This is a genomic window from Burkholderia lata (assembly GCF_902499025.1).
Taxonomy (GTDB): Bacteria; Pseudomonadota; Gammaproteobacteria; order Burkholderiales; family Burkholderiaceae; genus Burkholderia; species Burkholderia lata_C.
Genome location: NZ_CABVPW010000067.1, coordinates 1 through 25,077, shown reverse-complemented (window position 1 = coordinate 25,077; position 25,077 = coordinate 1). Strand labels below are relative to the sequence as shown.

General features: G+C 62.6%; 18 protein-coding genes and 2 pseudogenes. 12 read left to right on the top strand and 8 right to left on the bottom strand.

Annotation, left to right across the window (positions count from 1 at the left end; genetic code table 11):
- Nucleotides 1–77: 77 nt before the first annotated feature.
- The 4 genes from BDI24065_RS39025 to BDI24065_RS39010 form a co-directional block, all read right to left on the bottom strand.
- Complete coding sequence (locus tag BDI24065_RS39025) at nucleotides 78–1,112, bottom strand: iron ABC transporter substrate-binding protein (protein ID WP_175035671.1); 1,035 nt, start codon at nucleotides 1,110–1,112, stop codon at nucleotides 78–80.
- A gap of 65 nt (nucleotides 1,113–1,177) precedes the next feature.
- Nucleotides 1,178–2,476 carry an iron uptake transporter deferrochelatase/peroxidase subunit gene (gene efeB, locus BDI24065_RS39020; RefSeq protein ID WP_175035670.1) on the bottom strand — a complete coding sequence of 433 codons (1,299 nt, stop codon included), beginning with the start codon at nucleotides 2,474–2,476 and terminating at the stop codon, nucleotides 1,178–1,180.
- A gap of 10 nt (nucleotides 2,477–2,486) precedes the next feature.
- Nucleotides 2,487–3,620 carry a hypothetical protein gene (locus tag BDI24065_RS39015; protein ID WP_175035669.1) on the bottom strand — a complete coding sequence of 378 codons (1,134 nt, stop codon included), beginning with the start codon at nucleotides 3,618–3,620 and terminating at the stop codon, nucleotides 2,487–2,489.
- A 77-nt stretch (nucleotides 3,621–3,697) separates the two neighbouring features.
- Nucleotides 3,698–5,164 (bottom strand): carbohydrate porin, encoded by a 1,467-nt coding sequence (locus BDI24065_RS39010; RefSeq protein ID WP_175035668.1) that lies wholly within the window; start codon nucleotides 5,162–5,164, stop codon nucleotides 3,698–3,700.
- A 500-nt stretch (nucleotides 5,165–5,664) separates the two neighbouring features.
- Here BDI24065_RS39010 and BDI24065_RS39005 point away from each other — a divergent pair, with 500 nt between their 5' ends.
- The 3 genes from BDI24065_RS39005 to BDI24065_RS38995 all read left to right on the top strand — a co-directional run bounded on the left by BDI24065_RS39005 (nucleotide 5,665) and on the right by BDI24065_RS38995 (nucleotide 8,379).
- Entirely contained in the window at nucleotides 5,665–6,588 is a 924-nt protein-coding gene (locus BDI24065_RS39005) for a LysR family transcriptional regulator (protein WP_175035667.1), read from the top strand.
- Nucleotides 6,589–6,733: 145 nt separating this feature from the next.
- Nucleotides 6,734–7,456 (top strand): alpha/beta fold hydrolase, encoded by a 723-nt coding sequence (locus tag BDI24065_RS39000; protein WP_217481850.1) that lies wholly within the window; start codon nucleotides 6,734–6,736, stop codon nucleotides 7,454–7,456.
- 785 nt (nucleotides 7,457–8,241) lie between these two features.
- Entirely contained in the window at nucleotides 8,242–8,379 is a 138-nt protein-coding gene (locus BDI24065_RS38995; protein ID WP_175035666.1) for a hypothetical protein, read from the top strand.
- Nucleotides 8,380–8,494: 115 nt separating this feature from the next.
- On the opposite strand, the gene BDI24065_RS38990 is transcribed toward BDI24065_RS38995, so the two are convergent.
- On the bottom strand, nucleotides 8,495–8,815 hold the full coding sequence (locus BDI24065_RS38990) for a hypothetical protein (protein WP_175035665.1): 321 nt from the start codon (nucleotides 8,813–8,815) through the stop codon (nucleotides 8,495–8,497).
- 72 nt (nucleotides 8,816–8,887) lie between these two features.
- Nucleotides 8,888–9,598: a response regulator transcription factor gene (locus tag BDI24065_RS38985; RefSeq protein WP_175035664.1), complete on the bottom strand. Its 711-nt coding sequence runs from the start codon at nucleotides 9,596–9,598 to the stop codon at nucleotides 8,888–8,890.
- Nucleotides 9,599–10,062: 464 nt separating this feature from the next.
- Between BDI24065_RS38985 and BDI24065_RS38980 the strand changes: the two genes are divergently transcribed.
- From BDI24065_RS38980 to BDI24065_RS38965, 4 genes and pseudogenes are all read left to right on the top strand, one after another.
- Nucleotides 10,063–10,371 (top strand): H-NS histone family protein, encoded by a 309-nt coding sequence (locus BDI24065_RS38980; RefSeq protein WP_175035663.1) that lies wholly within the window; start codon nucleotides 10,063–10,065, stop codon nucleotides 10,369–10,371.
- 549 nt (nucleotides 10,372–10,920) lie between these two features.
- Nucleotides 10,921–11,001: pseudogene (locus tag BDI24065_RS41660) on the top strand (ESPR domain-containing protein); the annotation flags it as partial.
- Nucleotides 11,002–11,184: 183 nt separating this feature from the next.
- Nucleotides 11,185–16,665, top strand: a pseudogene (locus BDI24065_RS38970) (YadA family autotransporter adhesin); the annotation flags it as partial.
- Between the two features lie 95 nt (nucleotides 16,666–16,760).
- On the top strand, nucleotides 16,761–17,564 hold the full coding sequence (locus tag BDI24065_RS38965; protein WP_175035662.1) for an EAL domain-containing protein: 804 nt from the start codon (nucleotides 16,761–16,763) through the stop codon (nucleotides 17,562–17,564).
- A 286-nt stretch (nucleotides 17,565–17,850) separates the two neighbouring features.
- Here the strand turns inward: BDI24065_RS38965 and BDI24065_RS38960 are convergent, their stop codons facing one another.
- The gene (locus BDI24065_RS38960) at nucleotides 17,851–18,534 is read right to left on the bottom strand and encodes a GntR family transcriptional regulator (RefSeq protein WP_175035661.1); all 684 of its coding nucleotides are present in this window, start codon (nucleotides 18,532–18,534) and stop codon (nucleotides 17,851–17,853) included.
- A 546-nt stretch (nucleotides 18,535–19,080) separates the two neighbouring features.
- Here BDI24065_RS38960 and BDI24065_RS38955 point away from each other — a divergent pair.
- The 3 genes from BDI24065_RS38955 to groL all read left to right on the top strand — a co-directional run bounded on the left by BDI24065_RS38955 (nucleotide 19,081) and on the right by groL (nucleotide 22,321).
- Nucleotides 19,081–19,851 (top strand): response regulator transcription factor, encoded by a 771-nt coding sequence (locus BDI24065_RS38955; protein ID WP_175035660.1) that lies wholly within the window; start codon nucleotides 19,081–19,083, stop codon nucleotides 19,849–19,851.
- 489 nt (nucleotides 19,852–20,340) lie between these two features.
- A complete protein-coding gene (groES, locus tag BDI24065_RS38950) occupies nucleotides 20,341–20,634 on the top strand; it encodes a co-chaperone GroES (RefSeq protein WP_011351136.1) in 294 nt (97 codons plus the stop codon).
- A 46-nt stretch (nucleotides 20,635–20,680) separates the two neighbouring features.
- Nucleotides 20,681–22,321, top strand: a complete 1,641-nt coding sequence (gene groL, locus BDI24065_RS38945; RefSeq protein WP_011351137.1) for a chaperonin GroEL — start codon at nucleotides 20,681–20,683, stop codon at nucleotides 22,319–22,321.
- Between the two features lie 186 nt (nucleotides 22,322–22,507).
- Here the strand turns inward: groL and BDI24065_RS38940 are convergent, their stop codons facing one another.
- A complete protein-coding gene (locus BDI24065_RS38940) occupies nucleotides 22,508–23,374 on the bottom strand; it encodes a hydroxymethylpyrimidine/phosphomethylpyrimidine kinase (protein ID WP_175035659.1) in 867 nt (288 codons plus the stop codon).
- A gap of 254 nt (nucleotides 23,375–23,628) precedes the next feature.
- Here BDI24065_RS38940 and BDI24065_RS38935 point away from each other — a divergent pair, with 254 nt between their 5' ends.
- A complete protein-coding gene (locus BDI24065_RS38935; RefSeq protein WP_004186709.1) occupies nucleotides 23,629–23,799 on the top strand; it encodes a rubredoxin in 171 nt (56 codons plus the stop codon).
- Nucleotides 23,800–23,903: 104 nt separating this feature from the next.
- Nucleotides 23,904–25,077 (top strand): hypothetical protein (locus tag BDI24065_RS38930; protein ID WP_175035658.1); only part of this gene is annotated, 1,174 nt, incomplete at its 3' end.

Genomic DNA, 25,077 nt, shown 5'->3' with positions numbered 1-25,077 from the left:
CGACGGGCGGCGCCGCGTCGCGGTACGCTCGCCGTCGCGCGCGGTGCGCGCCGTGCGGGACACGGCGTCGCTCATGGTCAGAGCAGACCGGCCTGGCGCAGCAGCTTGCCGGCCTGGCTGTCGTCGCCGAGCTGTTCGAACGTCAGTGCCGGCGGGCTCAGTTCGTTGAACGGCTTCAGGATCGGATCGGGGGCGACGCCCGGGTGCAGCGGATACTCGAAGCTGATGTGGCCGCCCGCCATCAGTTTCTGCGCACGCTCGCTGACGAGATACGCGACGAACTTCTGCGCTTCCGGCTGGTGCTTCGATGCCTTCAGCACCGCGGCGCCGGACACGTTGACGGCACCGCCGACGTCACCCTTGCCGAAGTGGTAGATCGCGCTGCGGGTCGACTTGTCGCCGAGCTGGGCGTGCAGGCGATCCCAGTAGTAGTTGTTGATGATGCCGGTCAGCACGCCGCCGCGGTTGACGGCCGCCGTCACGCCTTCGTCGTCGTCGAAGATCTGCGCGTTGGCCTTCAGGCCCTTCAGCCATTGCAGCGTCGCGGCTTCGCCGTGCAGCGCGAGCACCGCGCTCACGAGCGGCAGGAAGTCCGCGTCGCTCGGCGCGACGCCGACCTTGCCCTTCCATTCCGGCTTCGCGAGATCGAGCAGCGAAGCGGGCAGCTGCTGCGGCTGGATTTTCGCGGTGTTGTAGACGAGCACGTTCTCGCGTGCGAGCACGCCGACCCAGTTGCCGTCGGCCGGGTTGAAGCGCGCGGGCACCGACTGCAGCGCGGCGCCGTCGGTCTTCGCGAGCAGGCCCTTGCGGTCGAGCAGCACGAGTTCCGGCGAGTTCTCGGTGAAGTACACGTCGGCCGGCGTGCGGTCGCCTTCCGTGACGAGCTGTGCGGCCAGTGCCGGGCCTTCGCCCGAGCGCACCTTCACGGCGATGCCGCTCTGTGCTTCGAAGTCCTTGACGAGCTGGTTGACGACCTGCTCGTGCTGCGCGTTGTACAGCGTGAGCGTCGCGGCGTGCGCGCGCGCGGCGTGCAGTGCGCCGGTCAGCATCAGCGCGGCGGCGGCCGCGGAAATCAGGTGCCGCAGCGGGCGGCTAACGGGTGAAGTATTCATGTCGTTTTCAGCAGGTTGCATCCGGCCGGGCCGGGAAGGAGTGCGTTGGCTTGCGTGGTGCGACGTCATGCCTCGAACAGCGCGGCGCCGATGTACGAACCAGGTTGCGCGCCCGGCGGGCACGCGAAGATCGCGCTGCCGACGTGCGTGGTGAACTGGTTCATGATGTCCAGCTTCGAGAGCTTCTCGTTGATCGGAATGAAGCCCTTGCGCGGGTCGCGCTGGTGCGCGACGAACATCAGCCCCGCGTCGTACTCGGTCTGCTGGCGCCACGGCGGCCAGCGCTCGATGTAGAAGTTCGTGCTGTCGTTGTACGAGTACGCGCGACGCAGGATCTGTGCGCCGTTGTTGAGCTGCGGCGACGCGAGACGCGCGTGTGCGTTGTCCGGGATCACCGGATTGCCGTCCTTGTCGGCCGCGTCGAGGTCGAGCGCCTCGAACTCGTTCTTCTGGCCGAGCGGCGCGCCGCTGTACTTGTGGCGACCCACTACCTGCTCCTGGAAGCCGAGCTCGGTGTTGTCCCAGTGTTCGAGCGTGATGCGGATCCGGCGCACGACCGTATAGGTGCCGCCGTTCATCCATGCCGGGCCTTCGCTGCCGGCCCACACGAATTCGTTCATCGCGGCAGGATCGGACATCGGCGGATTCATCGTGCCGTCCTTGAAGCCCATCAGGTTGCGCGGCGTCTCGCCGGGCTTGCCCGACGTGAAGCCGGCCTGGCCCCAGCGCATCTGCGTCGCCTTCGCGCCGAGGCGCACGAGCTGACGCACCGCGTGGAACGCGACTTGCGCGTCGTCTGCACACGCCTGGATGAACAGGTCGCCGCCGGTCTTCTCGGGCAGCAACTGGTCGCCGTTGAAACGCGGCAGGTCGACGAGCGCGGCGGGGCGCTGCTTCGCGAGGCCGTAGCGGTCCTTGCCCGCGACTGCGAACAGGCCGGGCCCGAAGCCGAACGTGACGGTCAGGCGTGCGGGGCCGAGGCCGAGCGCGTCGCCCCCGTCGGCCGGCGCGACTTCGTCGTTGCCCGTCGCGGCGAGCGGCAGTGCGGTGTCGCCGCGCGTCATTCGCGCGGCGGCGTCGGTCCAGGTCTTCAGCAGCGCGATGACATCCGCGCGCTGGGCCGTCGTCAGGTCGAGCGCGGCGAAATACGCATGGCGCTGCTGCGGGGTCGCGATGCCGCCCTGGTGCTGGCCATAGAACGGCTCGACGCCGTCATGGGCCGAAGCCGGTGCGGCGGCGGGCGCATCCGCCGCCTTCGCGGCCGGGATCGACGCCGCCGCGAGGCCGGCGGCCACCGCGGCGCCGCCCGCCTTCAGGAAGCCGCGCCGCGTGGGGCGTGGTGGCTGGTTGAGATCGTCTGCCATGGTGGTTCCGTTACTTCGCGAGCAACAGCGTGTTGACGTCGTCCGCGACGTAATAGAAGCCGTCGCCTTCGGGGGTCATTGCGATGCCGAACAGGTTGCCGTTGCCGGGGGGCGTCTGCGCCTTGTCGGTATTGATCCAGCGCGCGTAGATCTGCTTGCCGGCAACCGGGTCGATTTCGACGACCTGGCCGTTCTGCGCGTTGGTCGCGAGCAGGTGGCCGTTCGGTGCGGTCGCGAGCGCGAGCGGGCGGCGCAGGAAGCCGTCGGCGGTGATCTGGCGGCCGACGCCCGCGCTGGTGTCGCGCGTGAGCGGGTCGTCGATCTCGACGATCCGGTTGCCGATCGCGTCCGACACATACAGCTTCTTCTGGTCGCCGGACAGCGCGAGGCCGGTCGGGCCGACCAGGAACACGCCCTTGTCGGCCTGCGCGCCGAGGCCGCTCGCGACGACCGTTTCCTGCTTGATGACAGGCGGCTTGCCGGCCGGTACGTCGAGGTCGAGACGCAGCACGGTCGCCTGCTTGTAGACGGGCGGATTGCCGTCCGCGCCGCCGACGCCGAAGCCGGCCATGCTGACGAACAGCGTCGCGCTGTCGCCGCGGTCGACGACAGCCATGTTGCCCCACGGGTCGTTGATGTTCGGGGACGACCACGTCGACGCGATCTTGCCCTGCGGATCGAGCACGATCATGCAGCCGGCGCCCTTGGTGTTGGTCGTGCCGTCGTTGCTCGGCGTGCTGCCGACGATCACCCAGCCCGACTTCAGCATCGTCATCGCCGTCGACAGGCCGACGCCGCCCGGGCACGCTTTCAGGTCGCGCGGAATCGACGCGAACAGGCTCATCTGCTTCGTCGACGGGCGGTAGTTGACGATCGTGCTGCCGGTGCCTTGCAGGTTCGCCGAGTTGTTGAAGTTGTCGACGAGCACGTCGCCCGCCTGGATCGTGCCGGCCGACACCGGCGCGACCGCGATCGCGTACGGGTTCTGGTCGCCGTTGTCCGGCACGGTGTTGACGAGCGTGGTGTGGCGATGCAGCGTCTCGAGGAAACCTTGCGGCTCGGCGAGTGCGCCGGCGGCAGCCGTCAGCGCGGCGGCGGCCAGTGCGCCCGTCGCGAGGCGGCGAAGCGGGGCGGATTGGATCATGTGAGTCTCCTGGGGAGCGCGCCGTCCGGGCGGCGCGCGAAAATGGGCAGCAGGTGCGGGCAGCGTGGGCGCGTCGCTCAGAACGTGATCGTCGTCCGTGCGCCGATCACGAACGTGTTGCGCAGCGGCTGGGTCGCGTCGCTCGGGTTCTGGCCGGCGCCGGCATTGAACGTGTACTGCGCGTCGGCCTGGACGATCCACCACGGGTTGACCTGGTACTGGTAGGTCGCTTCGAGCGTCGTCTCGCGGGTGCGTACGCCGTACGGGCCGGTCGCGAACGACTGCGCGGTCTGGTCGAGGTCGGTCACGTGGTTGCCGACCTGGATGTACGTGACGCCCAGGCCGACGCTGTCGTTGTCGCGGCCTTCGAACGGCGCCTTCAGCACGATCCCCGCGTTGGCCGAGAGGCTCACCAGGTTGCGGTCGCCCGGCGCGCCCATCACGCGAGCGAACACGCCGAGGCTTCGCGGGCCGCTCGGGTCGGGGCGCCAGATCATCTGGTCGGCCACCGCGTAGAAGCTGTAGTTGCCGTGACGCTGCTGCGCGTTGCCGTTCGACGCGGGATCCGCGAGCGACAGCCCGTCGGTGCCCACGTTCTGGTCCGCGAAGCGGCCGTTGTGATACCAGACGCCGATCTTGTAGGTGCCCGGCAGCCCGTTCGAGTGGCCGGTGTCCATTTCGCCGTCGGACGGCTGGTTCAGCGCGTACTGCAGTTCGCCGATATAGAGCGCGCCGTTGTGCAGGTTGAAGTTGGTGCCGCTCAGGTTGTTCGGGTTGTTGCCGAGCGGATCGCCGTCGAACACGCCCGCGAGCGCGGTGAGCTTCGGCGTGATCTGCGCGCGCACGCGCACGCCGAGGCCCGCGAGCGGATAGGCGGGACCGCCGTTGGGCAGGTCGTACGACGGCAGCGCGGGCCAGCCGAACATCGTGTTGACGAACGTGTTCGCATACGTGCTGACCATGAATTCCTGGTCCAGGCTCTGCTGGCCGATCTTCACGTCGACGCGCTTGTCGAGGAACGACTGCTGGTACCACAGCTCCCACAGGCGCGTCGTGCCCTGCGCCTCGATGCCGCTCGCGGTGTTGAGCGTGCCGAGGTTTCGCGTACTCAGGTTGGTGCCGTGGATCTGCAGCGCGCTGACGTTGAACGTGCCGCCGGGCAGGCCGATCGCCTTCTGGGTGTCGACCGTCAAGGTGGCCGTCGTCAGCCCGTCGTAGGCGCCGCCGCGGTTCAGGCCGCCGCGCAGGTTCGCGAGGTATTCGCTGGTTTCGGTGATCTGCAGCGTCGCGCCGTACTTGCCGAGCCACGGGCGGATGCCGCCCATGTCGCCGAGCAGGTTCTGGCGCGTCCAGATGCCGGTCCACATGTTGGTCGGCTTCGCCTGGATCGCCAGGTCGGCCTCGGGGGCTTCGGGTTGCGCGTCGACGGACGTGTCGGCGAAGGCCGCGCCGCTCGCGAACGATGCGCATGCGAGGATGGCCGCGCATGCGGCGGGGCGCATCCGGGCCCGGAGGTTGTCTCCCTGGAACGACGCAAACTTCATATCAAATCCCTGGTTTTATTTAGTGTGGAGTCCTGCTTTTAAGGCGCTGTCCGCAAGGGCGGCGCCGATCGGCCAGGGCACGCAGATGACTGCAATCCGGCGCATCGTAGGAGTGTCGAATGGGAAAGTCAATGTAAACGAGAATGATTCGCATCTGAATTACTGAATGTAATCCGGGGGCTTACGGATAGGGCGCGATGCGTGTTTAGCAGAGAGGTAAACCGTAAATATCGGTGTAATGAAAATGAATGATTGGATGGGGTTCGATGGACCCGTGGGGCCGGGACTCGAGCGCATACGAACCCGGGTTCGAATGTCCAGCCCGCTACGCGTTCCGGCGACCAATCGGTAGAAATTCTCTCGGGTCGGAAACAGGACACCATCAACGGCGGATCCTGGTTTAGGATTGTCGGCTACCCGCTCTCGTTCAGCGCCACCGCTTCGATCGCAACGCTGCAACGGACGCCCGGGGTCTGTTTACATTCGATGATCTGTGCAGCATGAAGCCCCTGGATCTGACACGTTTCGATCTCAACCTTCTGGTTGTGCTGGAGGCGCTCTGGGCCGAACGGCACGTCGGCAGAGCCGCTGCAAAATTGCATTTGTCCCAGTCCGCAACCAGCCACGCTTTATCGAGGCTGCGTACTGCTTTCGACGATCAGCTTTTCATTCGCAACCCCCGCGGGATCGAGCCGACGCCGCTGGCCGTCGAATTGATGCCGCAAGTGGCGGCGGTGCTCGAGTCGGTGAGGCTTGTCGTCAGTCCGCGGGGCGCGTTCGATCCCGGTCGTTTTCAAGGGATGCTCTCGGTGGCAGCCACCGATCACGCCGTGTTGACGATCATCAGCCCTGTTCTTGCCAGGATCCAGGCGGCTGCGCCGAGCGCAGTGCTGAAGCTCAGGCCGGCCGATTCCGAATCCGCTCTGCGCATGCTGGACAGCGGCGAACTCGACATCGTGTTGGGGGCCGGCTCTTTTTTTCAGGTTCCGCAGCGCTTCGAGTGCCATATCGTCCATAAGGAGCGCTTCGTCGGCATTGCGCGCAAGGGGCACCCGGCGCTGGTCAAGCGAGGTAACAAGCTGCACATGGACCTGGACGACTTCGTTCGGTTGCCCCACATCCTGGTCTCGCCGCGCGGCGATGCGCGGGGGGCTGTCGACGATGCGCTGGAGTCTCTCGGCCGTACCCGCAAGGTGAGCGCCACGTGCCCGAGCTTTCTGGCGGTTCCGTTCATGGTTGGCGCGTCGGAATCGATTGCCGTCGTCGCCGAGCGGGTCGCACTGCGGTTGCAGGACACCGCTCAAATCAGCCTTTTCGAGCTCCCGCTGGCGTTGCCGACCTGGGAGGTGCTCGTTGTTCGAGCCCGAGGGCGCGCCAACGAACCCGTCGTCCAGTGGATTACCAGCATGATGATTGCGGGCTGAGCATCGGCAGGGGCGCGCTGTCGTTGGCGCGGCCGTGAGGCCATGAATCTCGTGCATCGACATCGTGTGCAAATGCCATTGGATCGAACGCCGCGGTCCTCCTAGAGTTGGGTCATCGTTTATTCAACCCGCCAGGAGTACCCCAGTGAAAGAGCCCACCTTGGTCATGATTCCCTGCTTTTCAGGCGCCCCGTGGCATCTTGACGAGATGACCGCCTTGCAAAACCGCGCGATGCGTACCCTTCGTTTGCCGAACGACGTGAGCGAGCTGGAAACGTTGGCCGACTTCATCACCGACCAAACGAAGGACCTCGACAGCTATGTGCTGGTTGGCGACTCATATGGCGCAGTCTGCTCGATCGCGGTTGCAACGCGTCAGCCGAAGGGTCTCAAGGGCCTCGTGCTTTCCGGTGGCTTTGCCAAGAGCCCGATCACGTCGCCCTTGCTCAAGACGCTGGCAGCGCTCGCACCGTTTTTCCCCGGGCCCTTTTACCGACAGACGACCCTTCGCGTACACGCCGCGCAGTTGGCTTCGTCGTTCGACAGGGATGGGGAGATTTCATGGTCGACCGGAAAGACCCGCGCGCTCTTCGTCAAGGAGACGCCGCACAAAGCCTACGTCAACCGCATACGGTCGATCGAAAAGACGGACTATACGGCCCAGCTTGAAAATATCGACGTCCCCACGCTCATTCTGACGCCCGCGGATGACAAGCTGATCGGCAAAGAAGCTGCGGGGATCCTCCTGGATGGCATCAGGCATGCGCAGGAAGTCGTCATGCCGCGCACGGGCCACATGTTCAGGTTTTCGCATCCTGGCGCCTACTCGCTCGAGATCAGAAAATTCCTGGAGCGGGTGTCGCTATAAGGGCCGTCGCGATGACGGCCACTTTCCGAGTGATTTAATTCGTATATCGAAATATAAGCCGCACTTTGGCGTGCTCAGTGGCGGTTCATCGTGTGGTGGTGATGGCGATGGTGATGATGCACATCAGCCGCGCTCGCTGCGCCAGCAAATGCAAAGGCGATAGCGGCAACGACGGTCATTTTCAGCAGTTTCATGGCAAAGGTCTCCGGCAGGTTGATCGATCAGACACGACGCTGTGTCTGATCGATCAACGATCCGCCGTTCGCTCTCGTTGACGCAAAATCCCCGCTTGATATTTGTTGTCAATGTACGCTCTCGCTGTTGTTCGATCGCGCGGTGACGACGAATGATCGACCCTGAAAATGATCAATATTACTAAATGTGACAATCGTTCAAATCTCGCCGTGTGCGGACGGGTACCATCGTCACTGCTCTGTTGCTGGAGCACTTCCCCTCGGATTTGACGCCAAGCTCGCGCTTGGCTTTTTTTCGGGCCAGTGAGTGATGCCATCGCAGATGCGATTGAGGTTTGTCGAAAGAACGGGTTTGTCATCACGACGCGCGAGCGTTCAACGCGCGCACGTCACGTCACGTCATGCCGACGGTAGCTTCGTCGCAATCGGCGGTACCCGGGGCGATGCACCGGTGACCAACGCGCGAGGTGTCGCTGTCAATCGGGTGATCAAATTGCCTCCCGTCTTCCCGGTGCGATTCGAGAATCAGTGAGCTGATTCGCGAGTGCGAATCGATCGAAACATTTGGTCTGACGATGCAGTGACGACGTAATGAATAAAGCGATGCTCAGCCTGTGCGGTCTGGTGATCGGTGGACTTGTCGTGACACTGGTGATCGTCCTTGAAACGGTACCGACACCGCAGGCAAAAATCATGCAGGCTGCGGCAAAACAGGTGAAGGCGAAGTGACGATGCGTGTTTTGTTGACACTGTGGGGGAGCGCAATCGCACTGGCCGTCTGCGTGGCCTGGCTTGCAGATCGCCCCAGGCACGGTGAGCCCACGCCGCTTGCGTTCCGACTGATTCAGGGCTCGACGAAGGCGATCATCAGGCCGCCGCGCGAGCAGGTCCGGTAACGGCGGCTCGTACCGTCTCCCGTGCCGGTCGCGATCGTACCGATGCCGGAAACGACGCTCTGATGTGAGGTTGAAATATGCAGCATTCCCTGTATCGAATTCTGAGCGTCACCGCGCTCGCCTGGAAATTGGCGGTACCAGCAGAGAGGGCAACGATGGTCAACGGCATGTCGATCACTGATTTCGGCTACCGGATCGTGCAACCAGCGCATGGCTAGGGCGGTGGTCAGTGTGACGCCATTGCCTGACTGCAGGCGCTCCTTGCTCACCGGGCAGCCGAATCAACCGCAGCAGCACCAGGATCGCCGCGGGTTGTCGCCGGTCCGGAGTGCCGGCAGCCGCTATTCGGAATCGTGCGCGTGATTGGAGTCGAGCAACTCCAGTCGATAGCCGTGATTGTAGACAGCGCGAAGTCGAACACCGTTTTCGGGGCCGAGACGCAGTTTCGACCGCACACGATAAATATGGGTATCGAGCGTCCGGGAAATATGGTCGCTATGGCGCCCCCATATCGACTTGATCATTGCGTCTCTGGGTATGGCGCGGCCGCAGTTCTGGAACAAGGCAACGGCGACGTTGAATTCTCGCGACGTCAGTTTGATCGGCTCATCGCTCAAGAATACGGTTTCGGTCACGAGGTCCAGGCGATAACGGCCGATGTTGATCGATGTCGGCGATGAGTTCACTGGGTAGGCCCGCCGCAGGAGTGCTCGTACTCTCGCGATCAGCTCGTGGCGACGGACGGGTTTGACCATATAGTCGTCGGCCCCAGCATCAAGCGCGACGACAAGCTGCTCCTCGCGCACTCGATTCGTCAGGAACAGAACGGGGAGATCTCTGCCCACTCGAGCCCGAATCCAGGCGAGGACTTCCAGCCCGGAGATGTCGGGCAAGTTCCAGTCGAGCACGACCAGATCGACGGTATCGGTTTCGAGGAGGCGTATGGCTTCTGCGCCCCGGGTGGCGCTTCGTACATCGAATCCTTCGGCACACAGCGTATCGCGGATAAACGCCGCCTGTGCTGGCTCGTCGTCAACGGCAAGAATCTTCATTGGCACCATTTTTATCGTGTCGCTTGAATCCGTACATACCCTCGTGCATTGGGTAGGCTTACTTGTCGGATTTAAGTGAAAGTAAATTGAAATAATCCGCCTGGGCATCGTGTGGCCGAATGGCAGGATTGATTTGCGAAATAGAGTGGCATTTCCAGGCTGTTCTTTTGTCAACTTTTTTGAACGAGCTGGATTTTGGGGCGCAATTGGTTCGTGACAAATGTTGTCAATTTTCAATCGTCGTCCATATAGCATGCGTCATATGGATTGTCGGGTCGGACGCGTTCCGGGTGTTTTGATGACTTGAATTGTTTGCGCGATGGAGCAGGAAGGAATCATTCGCTATCGCTGACATTGAAACTTGCTGCGATAGATGGCGAGGGACGGAGCGAGTGGCGAGACGTTCTCGGATTATTGACTCGGTCGATGCCTCTTTTTGTGAATGACAAGACGTAATTGTATAAATGCACAACCTAGAGTCGTATCGACGGTATTTGGAGAGTAGGGCGAAACTGGAATCTCGGATTGCTGAAGAGCGGCGGGCCGCTGCCGAGGCGATTTTGCTTGAGATTCGATATTGTGTTCGCGAGTTTGGGTTTTCTCCTGAGGACATTTTTCCGGTCGATATCCTGCGTCGTGCGACCAAACGGCGACCGCGTTATTTCGATCCTGTCAGCGGAGCGACCTGGTCCGGAGTAGGGCGTGCGCCTGATTGGATTCGCGATAAGGATCGCAAGCAGTTTGAGATATCCAGTTTTGTTCGTGACGAGTGAGGTGCTTGATCTTTGCGATGGCGCGAAGATCGGTGCTTCGTGCATCCGGGTGTTTATGGCGCTTGGAATGCTGCAGGCAGGATTCAAATATTAAATTGCCTGCCATCTCAGTCGATGCCACATCTGCCGCTGCCGCTGCAGATTTCGTCGTGAATCGAAGCGCTGGTTTCAATTCCATTGTGGCGATAAGCAGTCTTTGAGCACTCTGGGGTACATCGTACGTGGCTCGTCTGATAAGGCCAGTGGGTCATCGATATGAATGACTCAGCGCGTGTGAGTACTCAAGAATTCATGGAATCAGATGTGCGGAAGATGTGTCGTCATCATGCGCGTAGACGGATTGTTCGTAATGCTGGCGCCTGACGTCAAGCGCGATTGAAAAAAGAAGATTGCTTGCGAGTGGTTGAGGTGGCATGTCAGCAGAAATAGATTGAATTGTCATCCGGTGTTTTGTTGGGTGATGGATTTCGCACTCCGAATCAAATTAATAAATTTAGATCGGTCGTGCGATTAATGGATGTTTGGGTGAGTGATTAGACGGGGTGGGTGATGAATCAGGCATTTCGATCGATCTGGAATGAGTCCCTGGGCGTGTGGGTTGCTGTATCGGAACTTGACTCTGCCCGAGGCAAGCCGACGAAGTCCAAAGCGATTGCCACCGCGGTAGTCGCGGTAATGGCTTTAAGCGCGCAGATGGAGGATGCTCATGCTCAGTCCAATTACAGTGCTGGTTACGCCGCGGGGGCGTCTGGTACCTCCGCTTTAGCCATTGGTACCAACACTAACTACACGACCACCGCTAGCGGCGGCAACTCTATCGCCATTGGTGCGGCCACTTCGGCGACCGGGACCAATGACGTGGCCCTTGGTACTGGAGCACAAGCGTCAGGTTCAACCAACGCCACTGCTGTCGGTGACTATGCCACCGCCAGTGCGGCGTCCGCATCGGCCTTCGGAGAGGGCGCTACAGCGTCGCAGAGTAATGCGATAGCCATCGGAGCGTCGGCGGTAGCGAACGTGTCTGGCGCGGTCGCGCTGGGCACTGGAGCAACGACGACAGGTACTGCGTCTGCCAACACGGGGGGCACCGGTACGGTCGCTCCCGTGACAATCGGCAATTTTACTTATGGCTCGTTTGCTGCGACCGCATCTGGTACGGGTGTGGTGAGCGTCGGAGGGGTGGGGACTGAGCGTCGTATTCAGAACGTCGCTGCGGGCTTGATCGGTTCGGGCAGTACCGATGCCGTGAACGGTAGCCAGCTCTATTCGGTCGCTAGTGTATTGGGTTCTGGCCTTACTTCTTTGTCCACGTCGACGTCGACCGGCCTTTCGTCGGCGAACAGCTCGATCACGTCGCTGTCGACGTCGACCTCGACGGGGCTGTCGTCGGCGAATAGCTCGATTACGTCGCTGTCGACGTCGACCTCGACAGGTATCAGCTCGCTGTCGACGGGCCTGTCATCGGCCAACAGCTCGATTACGTCGCTGTCGACTTCGACGTCGACGGGTCTGTCGTCGGCGAATAGCTCGATTGCTTCACTGTCCACCTCGACCTCGACAGGTATCAGCTCGCTGTCGACGGGCCTGTCATCGGCCAACAGCTCGATTATGTCGCTGTCGACATCGACGTCGACGGGTCTGTCGTCGGCGAACAGCTCGACTACCTCGCTGTCGACGTCGACCTCCACCGGCTTGTCATCGGCCAATAGTTCGATCACGTCGCTGTCGACCTCGACGTCGACCGGCTTGTCATCGGCCAATAGCTCGATCACGTCGTTGTCCACGTCGACATCGACGGGCCTGTCGACGGCGAATAGTTCGATTACGTCGTTGTCCACGTCGACGTCGACGGGTCTGTCGTCGGCCAACAGCTCGATCACGTCGTTGTCCACGTCGACGTCGACGGGCCTGTCGTCGGCCAACAGCTCGATCACGTCGTTGTCCACGTCGACGTCGACGGGCCTGTCCTCGGCGAACAGCTCGATCACCTCGCTGTCGACATCGACGTCGACCGGCCTGTCGTCGGCGAATAGTTCGATCACGTCGTTGTCCACCTCGACGTCGACGGGCTTGTCGTCGGCGAATAGCTCGATTACCTCGCTGTCGACGTCGACCTCGACGGGCCTGTCGTCTGCGAACAGCTCGATCACTTCGCTGTCGACCTCAACCTCGACGGGTTTGTCGTCGGCGAATAGCTCGATCACTTCGTTGTCCACCTCGACGTCGACGGGTCTGTCCTCGGCTAACAGCTCGATCACCTCGCTGTCGACGTCGACCTCGACGGGTTTGTCGTCGGCGAATAGCTCGATCACGTCGTTGTCCACGTCGACATCGACCGGCCTGTCGTCGGCAAACAGCTCAATCAGTTCGCTGTCCACCGGTCTGAGCTCGACGGACAGCACGGTGTCGTCGCTGTCGACGTCGACCTCGACCGGCTTGTCGTCGGCGAACAGCTCGATCACGTCGTTGTCCACCTCGACGTCGACGGGCCTGTCGTCGGCGAACAGCTCGATCACCTCGCTGTCGACATCGACGTCGACCGGCCTGTCGTCGGCGAATAGTTCGATCACGTCGTTGTCCACGTCGACATCGACCGGCCTGTCGTCGGCAAACAGCTCAATCAGTTCGCTGTCCACCGGTCTGAGCTCGACGGACAGCACGGTGTCGTCGCTGTCGACGTCGACCTCGACCGGATTGTCGTCTGCGAACAGCTCGATCACGTCGTTGTCCACCTCGACCTCGACGGGCCTCTCGTCGGCGAACAGCTCGATCACCGCGCTGTCCACGTCGACGTCGACGGGTTTGTCGTCCGCGAATAGCTCGATCACTTCGCTGTCGACGTCGACCTCGACCGGTTTGTCGTCGGCGAATAGCTCGATCACGTCGTTGTCCACCTCGACGTCGACAGGGCTGTCGTCAGCGAATAGCTCGATTACGTCGCTGTCCACCTCAACCTCGACTGGTATCAGCTCGCTGTCGACCGGCCTGAGCTCGACGGACAGCACGGTGTCGTCGCTGTCTACGTCGACCTCGACGGGCCTGTCGACGGTGAACAGCTCGATCACGTCGTTGTCGACGTCGACCTCGACGGGTTTGTCGTCGGCGAATAGCTCGATTACCTCGCTGTCGACATCGACGTCGACAGGCCTGTCGTCGGCAAACAGCTCGATCACGTCGTTGTCCACGTCGACGTCGACGGGCCTGTCTTCGGCCAATAGCTCGATCAGCTCGCTGTCGACCTCGACGTCGACCGGCCTTTCATCGGCGAACAGCTCGATTTCGTCGTTGTCCACATCGACGTCGACGGGCCTGTCGACGGCCACCAGCTCGATCACCTCGCTGTCGACCTCGACGTCGACAGGCATCAGCTCGCTGTCGACAGGCTTGAGCTCGACGGACAGCGCGGTGTCGTCGCTGTCGACGTCGACCTCGACGGGCCTGTCGACGGCGAACAGCTCGATCACTTCGTTGTCCACGTCGACGTCCACAGGTCTGTCGTCGGCGAACAGCTCGATCACGTCGCTGTCGACGTCGACGTCGACGGGTTTGTCGTCGGCGAATAGCTCGATTACGTCGCTGTCGACCTCGACGTCGAGCGGTCTTTCGTCGGCGAACAGCTCGATTTCGTCGCTGTCCACCTCGACCTCGACTGGTATCAGCTCGCTGTCGACAGGCTTGAGCTCGACGGACAGCGCGGTGTCGTCGCTGTCGACGTCAACGTCGACCGGTCTTTCGTCGGCTAACAGCGCAATTTCGTCGTTGTCCACCTCGACGTCGACGGGCCTGTCGACGGCGAACAGCTCGATCACGTCTTTGTCCACGTCGACCTCGACGGGCCTGTCGTCGGCGAACAGCTCGATCACGTCGTTGTCCACCTCGACGTCGACGGGCCTGTCGTCGGCGAACAGCTCGATCACCTCGTTGTCGACGTCGACGTCGACGGGCTTGTCGTCGGCGAATAGCTCGATCACGTCGTTGTCCACCTCGACGTCGACAGGGCTGTCCTCGGCCAACAGCTCGATCACGTCGTTGTCCACCTCGACGTCGACGGGCTTGTCCTCGGCGAACAGCTCGATCACCTCGCTGTCGACGTCGACCTCGACGGGGCTGTCCTCGGCGAACAGTTCGATTACGTCGTTGTCCACGTCGACCTCGACGGGCCTGTCGTCGGCGAACAGCTCGATCACCTCGCTGTCGACGTCGACCTCGACGGGCTTGTCGTCGGCGAATAGCTCGATCACGTCGTTGTCCACGTCGACCTCGACGGGCTTGTCCTCGGCCACCAGCTCGATCACGTCGCTGTCCACGTCGACGTCGACGGGTCTGTCCTCGGCCACCAGTTCGATCACTTCGCTGTCCACCTCGACATCGACGAGCATCACGTCGCTGTCGACCGGCCTGAGCTCGACCAACAGCACGATCTCGTCGCTGTCCACGTCGACGTCGACCGGCATCGGCTCGCTGTCCACCGGCCTGAGCAGCACGAACAGCACGATCCTGTCGCTGTCCACGTCGACGTCGACCGGTATCGGCTCGCTGTCCACGGGCCTGAGCTCGACCAACAGCACGATCACGTCGCTGTCCACGTCGACGTCGACCGGCATCGGCTCGCTGTCCACCGGCCTGAGCAGCACGAACAGCACGATCCTGTCGCTGTCCACGTCGACCTCGACCGGTATCGGTTCGCTGTCCACGGGCCTGAGCTCGACCAACAGCACGATCACGTCGTTGTCCACATCGACTTCGACCGCAATCGAAGCCGCGAAAACGCACTACTACAGCGTCAACGATGGCGGTGCGCAAGGGGCGAACTACGCGAACAGCGCCGCGACGGGTATGTACTCGCTGGCCGCCGGCGTAGCCGCGACTGCCGCGGGCGCAAGCAGCGTCGCCGTCGGTTACGGTTCGAACGCGCAATCGGACGGAGCGGTCGCGATCGGTCAGAATGCATCGGCCACGGGCGGCAAGGCCGTGTCGATCGGCTCCGGCAACACGGCAAGCGGCGACGGCGCGGTCGCGATCGGCGATCCGAGCGTCGCGACGGGCACCGGTGCGGTCGCGATGGGGGCGGACGACACGGCGACCGGCACTGGCGCGGTTGCCCTCGGCAACGCAAGCACGGCAACCGGCAACAGCGCGCTCGCACTTGGCAATTCGAGCCAGGCCACTGCGGACAACACGATCGCACTGGGCAACCAGGCCACGGCCAGCGCCATAGGCGCACAGGCCTACGGCTCGGGCGCCACGGCCAGCGCGGCCAACGCGCTCGCGCTTGGATCGAACGCCACCGCGAACGTCGCCAACTCGATCGCGCTCGGCGCGAACTCGGTTACGGGCAACGCGGTCGGTGTGTCGAGCGTCACGGTCGGCGGCGTCACGTACTCGGTCGCCGGCGCCAATCCGGTGGGTGTACTGAGCGTCGGTTCGCCGGGTGCGGAACGCCAGATCACGAACGTCGCTGCCGGCCGAGTCTCGGCTACCAGCACGGACGCGATCAACGGCAGCCAGCTCAACGCGACAAACAGCGCGGTCAGCACGCTGTCGACGGGCCTGAATGCGACCAACAGCAACGTGACCGCGCTGGCCACATCGACCTCAACCGCGATCAGCGCGTTGTCGACGTCGACGGCGGCCAGCATCAGTGCGCTGTCCACAGGCCTGAACACGACGAACGCGAGCGTGGCATCGTTGTCGACCGGTGTGACGAACATCAACAACCAGCTGAATCAGTTGTCCACATTGATGACCAACACACCGCAAACCGGGAACGCCGCCGGCATTGCCGCCGACATGAACGGCACCGGCACCGACAAGCCGACCGTCACTGCCGGTTCGAACTCGGTGGCGATCGGTGCGAACTCGAGTGACGGCGGCCGCCAGAACGTGGTGTCCGTCGGCAGCGATACGCAGCAGCGCCAGGTCATCAACGTGGCGCCGGGTACGCAGGGCACCGATGCGGTCAACGTGAACCAGCTGAATGCGGTGCAGTCGACGCTGTCGACGGCACTGTCGGGCCAGCAGGCGCAGATCAACTCGCTGGGTTCGCAACTGCAGCAGACCGACCAGATGGCGAAGCAGGGTATCGCGGCCGTCGGCGCGATGGCGTCGATCCCGCAGCTCGATCGCGACGCCAACTTCGGGATGGGTGTGGGTACGTCGACCTTCCTCGGCCAGAAGGCGATGGCGGTCAACATGCAGGCTCGCATCACGGACAACCTGAAGGCGTCGATCAACGGCGGCTTCAGCGGCGGTCAGAAGGTGATCGGTGCCGGCATGCTGTACCAGTGGAAGTAATCGCACGTTCATGCACGGCCGACGGGAAGCCCGGAGCGGGAGCAAGGTCGTATCAGCAGGCACTGAAATCTTGAGTGCGTGCATTGGAGATCGCTGTGGATGGTACGGCCGTGCGTTGCAACACAAATGATCTTGTCGAAGACGCAGAGCGTGGATTGGTTCGGAAGGAGTTCTTCTTTGCCTATCAACCCAAGCTTCGCCTTCAGACCGGATTGCTGTCCGGATTCGAGTCTTTAATACGCTGGCATCATCCGGAACACGGTGTGTTGATGCCGGCAGCGTTCGTTGACCTTGTCGAGAATTCGCATCTGACATGCCGGTTTACTGACTATGTGATCGCGGAGTCCTCGCGTGTGCTTGCCGGGTGGGCTGAGCTCGGTTATCGCGATTTATCTCTGTCTGTAAATTTGCCCGCTCATGAAATTACGCGACCGGAGATGGCAGGAAGACTTTCGCGTGTTCTGGATTCCCATGGCGTCTGTGCCGGGAATTTTCAAATCGAACTGACGGAGTCCGTCGATCCTGGTCCGATCGACATACTTGCCGCTGCGGTGGCATCGATTCGGGATCTCGGCATGAGCGTTGCGATCGACGATTTTGGTTCAGGATGCTGGTCGCTGACCAAATTGCATTGTCTGGCAGTCGATACGCTCAAGCTGGATCGATCTTTCATGCGTGACGTTCATGAAAATGCTGAATCGAGAGCGATGGTCGAAACGCTGGTCGAGCTCGGGGGCCGCTTGAAGAAGAACGTCGTGGTGGAAGGTGTCGAAACCAGGGCGCAATTCGAGTGGCTGCAAGCATTCGCGCAGATCGATTGCCAGGGATACTACATCTCTGAACCCGTTCGAGAGGATCGGATGAATCGATTGATCGAAAGGTGGGGAATTCCGCGATGAGGGGATGCGTCGCGGTTCCGGGTGGGTAGGAATGGCGGGAAGGGGAGTAACGGATTTGGCACTCGGCGCGATGGATCGACATGAGCGGGGTGTCCATGCGATCCCATCGGAAGTGATGATGTTGCGCCGATACCGGCATGTGCGCGATCGATCTTGCGCGGCATTTGCGTGGCGCAAGTGCTTGCTCAATTCATCGACGGCGCGCGATCAGATGTGCGGCGTGGCGGGTGAAAAGACGCGGTACAACCTTCGGTCGATATCGCAAATCGAAGCCGAAAAGTAACGATCAGGCCGATGCTCGCGAGCGATGCGGCTCAAAGTCACGCGTAAAGCAGTCACGCGTAAATGCGTCGATATAGTCCATCATCATGTCGGATGAGCGCCCCGCTTCCTGTTCGTCACCGTCAGCGACTGCACGCGCGACTCTCGTGTGCTGCAGGCTTGCTGTCGGCAAATCATCCAGCTGCTTGTGATACATGAAATAGAAGCGTCGTGACAGCGCATGTAGCGGCGCAATAGCCTCGGCGGCGAAGCGATTCCGAGAAAACCGCGCGATGAGCTGATTGACGGTATAGACGCATCTCAAATAAGCGACGACGTCTCGTGATTCGCCTGCCGCGTCGAGTTTTTCGGCGATTTCGCGGACCTGCTCGCGCTCCTCGGGCAATGCCCGTCGTGCCGCGCGTTGTGCAATGAGACGTTCGAGTTCACGCCGCGTTTCGAGCACGAGCAACTGATCGTGAATGTTCGGGACGGTGATCATGATGCCGTGTCGCGGAACGATCTGAAGGAGATGCGAAGCGGCCAATCGTTGTGCGGCCTCGCGAACCGGCGTTCTCCCCGTATTCAGCTTTTCTGCGAGCGATGCCTCGGACCAGACGCTGCCGGGCGCAAGCTCGAGCGTGACGATGAGTTCTTCGAGGTTCTGGTGAGCCTGTTCGGCAAGGGTGTTACCCGTCAGTCCGTTCATGTGCGTAAGTGATCGCTGCAGGAATATCACTAACATATTAGTCCGGTCGTCCCCTGTTTTCAACTCACCGTAAAAGGGGCAAGGTCGAGGAACGGGTTTACCCCTTTTTGATCTTCGGCAAGCAATTCGATATTCTACTGATATGTCAGTAACATCTAAGTGACATGCCTGAGCGGATGTGCCGTGCCACGCCAAGGTGAACCTCCCGGCTCGTTGACTGCTATGGAGGTCGGCATCGGTGCCAGCAAATGCAGGTGCCTGGAGGCCTGGCAGTCTTTCAATGGCCTGCTTGCGACTGCCCGCCAACGTGCGCCGCGGACATCGTTCGTTGCACTCGGTGCAGAGCAGGTACTTCCAGAAAACAAGGTGGCGGTCAGGGTTGGAAGGTTGCGCGGTGATCGGGTTTTGAGGTTGGTGTTGAGGTGAGACTGGTTTCAATCGATCGGCAGCGATTAAAAACAAGACGTCAAGTTTGTACCGGTGTATGCAGGCGATCGATTTGGAGTGCGATGTAAATCATTCGGGTCGACGAAGGCTGGGGGTGTTATGAGTATCTTGTTGGTGGAAGGGGATCCGGGGCAGGCGTCAGCGTTTGAAAGGGCGCTGCGAGGGGCGAATCGGGAAATTTTCCGCGTGTGCGACAGCGCGCGAGCCGTCCAGTTTCTTAAAAGGGAGATGGTCGAACTCATCGTGCTCGATTGGCGGATTCCGGATGCCAACGGCCTGAATTTATTGCACTGGATTCGGGCTAACGTCGGAGACGAACCGGCCGTCCTGTTCCTGGCTGCGAGAACGCTTGAAGCAGATGTCGCCGCCGCGCTGGACGCAGGCGCTGACGAGTACATCGGTAAGCCGTTTCGCGAGATCGAGTTGGCCGCTCGCGTCAATGCGCTGTTGCGTCGAAAGGGCCGCAGCAAAAAACTCGATAGCAGGGTCGAGGTCGGGCCGTATGTTCTGAATCCGCTTGCACGCACAATCGCGCTGCACGGAAAAATCATTGATTTGACGGCAAAGGAGTTTGCGCTGGCAAATTTCCTGTTCAATAACATCGGGAGCGTGCTTTCCCGCGATTCGTTGTCGACGCTGGCGTGGGGACGGGCGCTGGATGGAACGTCGCGGAGTCTCGACACCCACATCTACCGGCTTCGACAAAAACTGGCGCTTCGTCCGGAAAACGGGCTTCAACTGTGTGCCGTGTATACGCATGGTTACCGGCTCGACACGGTCGACGAATGTTCGACGGTGGAGAATTTTGCGGTCCCTGGCCGGGTGTCGCAGCGTGCCATTTCCGAGAGTCCGGCGCCCGCGCTGGTGTAGAAAATTCCAGGAGATTCGTCCGTGCAACGGGGCGAGGGTGCCGCCGCGCGTCCACATCGTGAGCGTAATGGAGTGTCCGAACCCCATTTAATTTGCCTGGCCGCACCTTGATGCACGGGATTTCCCTGAGGTACCGTGGTCGCCCGGGGAAGATCCGTGACGACGGCTCGCGCAAGCGGCTCAGGGCATCTTCCCGGCTCCCGCCGGCTCTCGGGCGGAAGTCTCGCTAAGTCATTGTTTTGTATGAATATGTTGTTGGTGGCCTTGCGTCATTCAGGTCGTCTCGGGCACTGGCCCAAGTGAACGAGGCTCAAGGTTGAGCGAGCGTCGCCGGCCCGAAAAAAACCGCCACCCCCCCTTCTTGAATTTGTCAAAACCCGTCCATATAATTAGCACTCGCTGCACGAGAGTGCTAACAATTCTCTGCCGGGCGATAAGCCGGGCAGATTCCCTAAGCGTTCTTCAATCTCAGTCAAGAGAGGAGTGAATATGAACCTTCGTCCTTTGCACGATCGCGTGATCGTCAAGCGCCTGGATCAGGAAACCAAGACCGCCTCGGGCATCGTGATCCCCGACGCCGCTGCTGAAAAGCCGGATCAGGGCGAAGTCCTGGCCGTCGGCCCGGGCAAGCGCGACGACAAGGGCGCCCCGATCGCGCTCGACGTGAAGGTCGGCGATCGCGTCCTGTTCGGCAAGTACGCAGGCCAGACCGTGAAGGTCGACGGCAACGAACTGCTGGTCATGCGCGAAGAAGACATCATGGCCGTGGTCAACGCGAAGTAAGCGTCCACCGACGGTACATATTCCCAAGAATTCAAGGAGTTAGAAGATGGCAGCTAAAGACGTCGTATTCGGCGATTCCGCCCGTTCGAAGATGGTCGAAGGCGTGAACATTCTCGCCAACGCAGTCAAGGTCACGCTGGGTCCGAAGGGCCGCAACGTGGTGCTCGAGCGCAGCTTCGGCGGCCCGACGGTCACCAAGGACGGTGTGTCGGTCGCGAAGGAAATCGAGCTGAAGGACAAGCTCCAGAACATGGGCGCGCAAATGGTCAAGGAAGTCGCTTCCAAGACCAGCGACAACGCAGGCGACGGCACGACGACGGCAACCGTCCTCGCGCAATCGATCGTTCGCGAAGGCATGAAGTACGTCGCATCGGGCATGAACCCGATGGACCTGAAGCGCGGCATCGACAAGGCAGTCGCAGCGGCTGTCGAAGAGCTGAAGAAGATCAGCAAGCCGTGCACGACGAACAAGGAAATCGCACAGGTCGGCTCGATCTCGGCGAACAGCGACACGTCGATCGGCGATCGCATCGCTGAAGCGATGGACAAGGTCGGCAAGGAAGGCGTCATCACCGTCGAAGACGGCAAGTCGCTGGCTGACGAACTCGACGTCGTCGAAGGCATGCAGTTCGACCGCGGCTACCTGTCGCCGTACTTCATCAACAACCCGGAAAAGCAAGTCGCCGTCCTCGACAACCCGTTCGTGCTGCTGCACGACAAGAAGGTGTCGAACATCCGTGATCTGCTGCCGGTACTCGAGCAAGTCGCGAAGGCTGGCCGTCCGCTGCTGATCATCGCTGAAGACATCGAAGGCGAAGCGCTCGCAACGCTGGTCGTCAACAACATCCGCGGCATCCTGAAGACCGTTGCGGTCAAGGCGCCGGGCTTCGGCGATCGTCGCAAGGCGATGCTGGAAGACATCGCGATCCTGACCGGCGGCCAGGTGATCGCGGAAGAAACCGGCCTGACGCTCGAGAAGGCAACGCTGGCAGAACTGGGCCAGGCGAAGCGTATCGAAGTGGGCAAGGAAAACACGACGATCATCGACGGCGCAGGCGAAGCCGTGAACATCGAAGCACGCGTGAAGCAAGTGCGCGCGCAAATCGAAGAAGCGACGTCGGACTACGACCGTGAAAAGCTGCAAGAGCGCGTGGCCAAGCTGGCCGGCGGTGTTGCAGTGATCAAGGTCGGTGCAGCGACCGAAGTCGAAATGAAGGAAAAGAAGGCACGTGTCGAAGACGCACTGCACGCAACGCGCGCAGCTGTGGAAGAAGGCATCGTGGCAGGTGGCGGCGTTGCGCTGATCCGCGCTCGCACCGCGATCGCAGCCCTGACCGGCGCTAACGCCGATCAAAACGCCGGCATCAAGATCGTGCTGCGCGCAATGGAAGAGCCGCTGCGTCAGATCGTCACGAACGGCGGCGAAGAAGCCAGCGTCGTGGTGGCAGCAGTTGCTGCAGGTACGGGCAACTACGGCTACAACGCAGCGACGGGTGAGTACGTCGACATGGTCGAAGCCGGTGTCGTCGACCCGACCAAGGTCACGCGTACCGCACTGCAGAACGCAGCTTCGGTTGCAGGCCTGCTGCTGACGACGGACGCAGCTGTTGCTGAACTGCCGAAGGAAGACGCACCGATGCCGGGCGGCATGCCGGGCGGCATGGGCGGCATGGGCATGGACATGTAATCGACTTCGGTCGATGGTGTCCGGAGCGCGCAGCGATGCGCGTTCCAGCCAAAGGAAAAGACCCGCAGCGATGCGGGTCTTTTTTTATGTGCGCGCGGATTTCGATGCGTGCGCGGAGCGGCCGGAGATGTCGCACCCAAAGGACGTGACATGGGGGCGACGGCGGGGCATGCCGCCGCACGTGCCTCAATGCCGATGCGACGTCCTCGGCACCGGGTCGGCCTTCACGGCCGGCGGCGTGTCCGAGTCTTCGTTGCTGCGCGCCCAGAAGAACCGGTCGGGCAGGTACGCACCCATGCCGGGCCGGAACGCGTCACGCACGGCCTGATACAGGTATTCCTGCGCTTCACGAACCGCCTCGGGCGGCTCCTGGCCGTTCGCGAGCAGCGCCGCGATGGCCGCGCCGAGCGTATCGGTGATGCCCATCAGCCGGTGCGGCGAGCGATCCCACATGTCCTCGCGGAGCTGGCCTTCCTCGCCGTACAGCGTGTTGACGAGCCGGTGCGAGCCCGTCTCGGACGACAGGATGTACTCGCAGCCCTGCGACAGCAGGTGCGAGACGGCCGCGTCGAGATTCGGTGCTTCGGCGTCGCCGTCCGGCTGTGCGAGCGCGATCAGTGTCGCGTAGTCGGCGACCAGCAGCGTGGTTTGCGGCGCGAGCAGGTCGGCGATCGATTCGCGCAGGTCGTCGGCGGCGAGCACGTGCTCGTCGTCGAGCGTGAAGTCCGGCGCGAGCACGAGCGGCACGCCGTCGTAGTCCGCGACCACTTCGGCGATCGCGCTGACGACTTCCGCGCGCGTGGTTGCGCCGATCTTGAACGCGGCGACCGGCATGTCCTCGAGCAGCATGCGCGCCTGGGCGGCGACGACGTCGGGATCGAGCCCCGTCACTTCGTCGCAGGCGGCCGAGTCGCGCACGGTGTAGCCCGTCAGGACGGACACGCCGTGACAGCCCATGCTCGCCAGGGTCAACAGATCGGCTTGAATGCCTGAGCCGCCGGTGGGGTCGGACAGGCCGAAGGTGAGGACGATCGGAGGGGCGTTGCTGGACATGTAAAAATGGGGCAAGAGAAAAACGGACAAGCGACGGACATGCGGACGGCGAGGCGAGATGGGCGTTTTCGGCCCTGTGTTGCCCGGCAGGCCGCACTTTTCAGTCATTATGCGGCGGAATCCGGCCCGCACGACGGATTTTTTAGCGCAGCGCAACGTAGTCGCGTTACTCCAGCGCGATTGCTAGGCAGTCCGGCCCCGACACGGTACCATCATGGCTCCCGAATTTACCGACTTTCCCGACGCGGCTTAAGATGGAATACAAGAGCTGGATGTGCCTGATTTGTGGCTGGATTTACGACGAAGAAGCCGGGCTGCCGGAAGAGGGCATTGCCCCGGGCACGCGCTGGGAAGACGTCCCGATCAACTGGACGTGCCCTGAATGCGGCGCCCGCAAGGAAGACTTCGAGATGGTCCAGATCTGACCGGACCCTTGGCCCACGGACACACCGCTCAGGCCTCGCATCGGCCCGACGCTTGCGCGTCGAGGCTCGCGCGAGCAGCTTGACGATGACAGGCGCGCGTGTCCATGAGGCCAGAACCGGCGAACGTTCCCCACCCTGACGCACTGCCCAACCCGCGTGGCGGGGCCGTGCGCGCGGCCGACGCATGGCTTGCGGCGGCCGCCGACGCTTTCGAGCATCGCGACGACGCGGCCGCGCCGCTGTCCGCTGCGGCAGCCGTGCTGGCGGAGGCCGGCTGGCTGCCGGCCGCGCGTTTCGCGGGGCAGTTGTCGGCTGCCGTCTCGCTCATCACCGCCGAGCCGACTTCGGCCGGCTGGCGTGCCGCGCTGCGCGATTTTCGCGCGGCCGTCGCACGCCACAACCTGCGCGAGCTCGCCTGTTCGCCCGTTCTCTTCGAGCATTTCCGTGCATTGCGTGCGCAAAGCGCCGCCGACCTGCGCGCGAACGCGCCGCTCGACGCGCTCGCGCTCGTCGGCCGTGCGGTGCCGCCGGCCACGCTGCGTGTGCTGCCCGACGCGTTCGCGACCCGGATTCGTGCCCGCTACGAACAGGCGCTGCTCGGCGTGCTGCGCGCGGAACACGGCGCCCCCGACGCGGCACTCGACGAACTCGATGCGATGCTGGCCGCGCTCGCCGACGACGATCCATACGATTTCTGGCGGCTCGCGGCCGCGTGCTTGCGTGCACTGCGCGCCAGCGGCGCGCCCGAGCTGAAGCGCTTTCTCGCGCGGACGAACCTGCTGCTCGGCGAGCACGCGCAAGGCCGGCGCAGCGTGGCGCCCGAGTTCGTGCGCGAGACGGTGGCGCTGCTGTGGCGCGATTTCGCGCTGTTCGGCGCCGCAGCCGAGGATGTCGCGCTCGTCGACGTACTGCACGACTACGGGCTGACGGTCGACTGGCACGTCGCCGGCACGCCCGCGTCCGAAGCGCTGTGGGAGGCCGATGCCGCGCGGGCCGAACACGATGCGGTCGCCGCCGCGCCGACCCGCACGCTCGGCGTCGTGACGGTCAATGCGCATGCCTATGAGGATTTCCTGCAGACGGCCGATGCGTCGATGGCCGACCTCGCGGCCGATCCGGCCGCGGCCGACGCGGGTGCCGCGTGGCATGCGTCCGGTGCCGCCTACCGGGTCGGTACGGCCGCGTGCGCGCTCGGGCTTGGCCATGCGGCGCTGCTGGCCGACACGCTCGGCCTCGCGTGGCGGCGTGCGGCGCATGGCGTGCCGCTCGCCGACGGCG